At 59.5% G+C, this 2,678-nt stretch carries 2 protein-coding genes; both read left to right on the top strand.

What is annotated here, in order from left to right; all coding sequences use genetic code 11:
* Positions 1–478: 478 nt before the first annotated feature.
* On the top strand, positions 479–1,129 hold the full coding sequence (locus AWB67_RS36075) for a BON domain-containing protein (protein WP_087660647.1): 651 nt from the start codon (positions 479–481) through the stop codon (positions 1,127–1,129).
* Between the two features lie 519 nt (positions 1,130–1,648).
* Positions 1,649–1,882 (top strand): helix-turn-helix domain-containing protein, encoded by a 234-nt coding sequence (locus AWB67_RS42640; protein ID WP_087660648.1) that lies wholly within the window; start codon positions 1,649–1,651, stop codon positions 1,880–1,882.
* The last annotated feature ends 796 nt before the right edge of the window (positions 1,883–2,678 follow it).

The raw sequence follows: 2,678 nt of genomic DNA on the forward strand, positions 1-2,678 counted from the left end.
GGCTGGAGTAACATCCTCCCATGAGGCAACACGTCTCTCATCCGGATTGTCGCGCCACAAAGTTCGACGTTCACGAGGAGTCGATCATCTCGGCCTACGCGATCGGCACGCGCTCTCTTTTTCGTGGGCTGGCATAGCAGAGCGGCCCCGTCGCGCGCGTAATCCCGACGATTTTCTGCAACAAGCCGACGCCGATGGATTGGTTTTCAGGAGACAACGCCGGGTGAGTCGACTCTCCGCTCCCTGGCCGCTGCTCAATTTTCCTAATCGAAGCGGTTGCACTATGCAGGCGCATACTGTCGGTCATTTCGCACGTGCCGATCGCTCAATGGTGTGTCGGGCACGCGAAGCAATTGATCAGCATCAACATGTTCCGAACGTGCGGGTGGATGCTAACCAGTATGCGTCGCAAACAGAACGGATGCGTTGCCGTACCGGCGTCTTCCGATGTCGCCGGCCTTCACCGCAGGAGCCACAGATGAAGTCAGATGAAGTCCTCAAGCATGATATCGAGCAGGAATTGCTCTGGGGCCCCGCCATTGATGCAGAACAGATCCGGGTGAAGGTCAACGCCCGCATCGTGACGCTCGCCGGCTCGGTATCGAGTTGTGCCCAAAAGCTCGCGGCGCAAAAAGCGGTGCAGCGTGTCGCTGGAAGCCGCGCAGTTGTCTTGGAGCTTACCGTTAGGAGACCGTCTCCGACGACGCACTCCGACGAAGAGCTCGCAGCCGCCATCGTATCGGCATTGAAGTGGCAGGAAGGATTCGAGGGAACGGAGGTTCGGGTCGAGGTGGACCGCGGTTGTGTCACGCTCAGCGGAGAGGTCACGTGGGTCTATCAGCGCCACGCTGCCAAAATGCTTGTGAGCCGTATGCGCGGGGTCGTGGGCGTCGCAAACCAGCTCGCAGTTCGAAGCAACGAAATCGCCAAGGATGTCCATGCCCAGATTGCCGCAGCGCTGGCGCGGCGCTCCCTGCACGAGGCCGTCGGTATCTCGGTTGATGCGCACGACGGAGTCGTCAGGTTGACCGGGACGGTGAATTCGCTGGCAGACAAACGCGCCGCCTGTAACGCAGCGTGGGGAGCCAAAGGAGTCCGATGGGTCGTAGACCAGGTCAACGTTGCGTGAAAGCTCGAGCTATGCCCATGACGAGGCCACTGGCGGATGATCTTCTAAAACGCTCTCCGCCGTGCCGCGCTGGCTTGCGTCGCAGTAGACATGTATTTGCTTCGCGAACTGCGCCTCAGACTCATCACTACCGGCCGAGACGATGTCGCTAAGACCGGAAGAAGTCATTGTCGCCACCACCTCGGCGTAACTCCATTGAAAAACTAATCCGAATCCGGTAAATGTTTGACAAAAATTGCCTCCTTGCGCGTTATCTCGACAGGCTTCATGTCGAGGGAACGGGAACGAAACGCGATCTGCAAGCGCGGTGTGCGCAAGCCGAGGTGGCTCGTCGCCTGGATGTGTCGAGGCAATCGGTCAGCGTCTGGGCAAAGCAGTTGTCCGGGCTCGATGGGCAGTTGCTCGAAAAGCGGCGCTTCGAGGGTACGCGATTACTTAGGAGCGTTCGGCAACCTCAAGGCCAAACAGCCGGGCCGGCCCAAGTGACTGGACGCCGCGCCGTGCGAGGCGCTGTGTGCGATGCTCGTCAAAGGTGCGCTAGCTGCGGGATTTCCCACGGAGGTCTGGACGGTCAAACGGGTGCGCGTGCTGATCGAGCGGGAAATCGGCGTCAAGAAGAGCAATATCGGCGGCTGGGAGTTATTGCGCAGGCCCGGCTTCTCGCCGCAAAAGCCGGAGAAACGCGCACTGCGACGCGACGAGCAGGCCATCGTGACGTGGAAGCGCAAGAGCTGGTCTGCGCTAAAAAAATAGCCGCCTGAAGGACGTGTCGAATCCGGGCTGTCCGAGCAATCCCCGGTGACCCGCACCTGGGCGGCCAAAGGCCAGACACCGGTGATCCAGCAACGCTTTACCTGGAAGCAGATGTCGGGAATCGCCGGACAGTCATGATGGCGCTTTTATTTTCGTTTCTTCGCCGGCGCCGTCAGGAGCAAACAGATCATTGAGTCCCGTCGGCCCTCAAGCAACAGATCGGCCAGCCGCTGCTGATCATCTGCGACGGTGCCAACACACATAAGAGGCCAGATCGTGCGTGCCGGTAGATCGCGGCGACCGTTATGCACGGGTCAGGAAACACCTGTTCCGGCGGGAGTCTGGTTGCCGGCGTACCGATAACACGAAATCCCGAAGTGAAGTCAGAGCGTTAGATCGCGCATTCGTCAACGTCCAAAAAGCGTCGATTGAAACTCATCTGTTGTTTCGCGCCCATGGCTGAAATCCTCCCCATGCCGCGAAAGGCCTTGCATTGTCGGACTCAAAAGGGGAAGAGAGGATGCGGGTTCTGCGCCACGACAAAAACTTTAGCTTCGCCGCATCGGCACATTGCGCTCTCCATCGAGCGAGAGCAGGGCGCGCTGTGACACCTGGCGCGGGCAGGGTGGTACCGGGCCGATCCGACATGATGCCTGTGCGGTAACTGACGCACGCAAGATGCTTCGAACGACCTGTCGTAGCAGCCGGGACGCTGGATGGCTCATAGTTAAGGTGCGGCGCCGTATGCCGAACCGCTGTTATTCCAGTATCCCGGCGTCTTGCCTTGCATCAAGAT

The organism is Caballeronia terrestris, from assembly GCF_001544515.1.
In the GTDB taxonomy this organism is placed as follows: domain Bacteria; phylum Pseudomonadota; class Gammaproteobacteria; order Burkholderiales; family Burkholderiaceae; genus Caballeronia; species Caballeronia terrestris.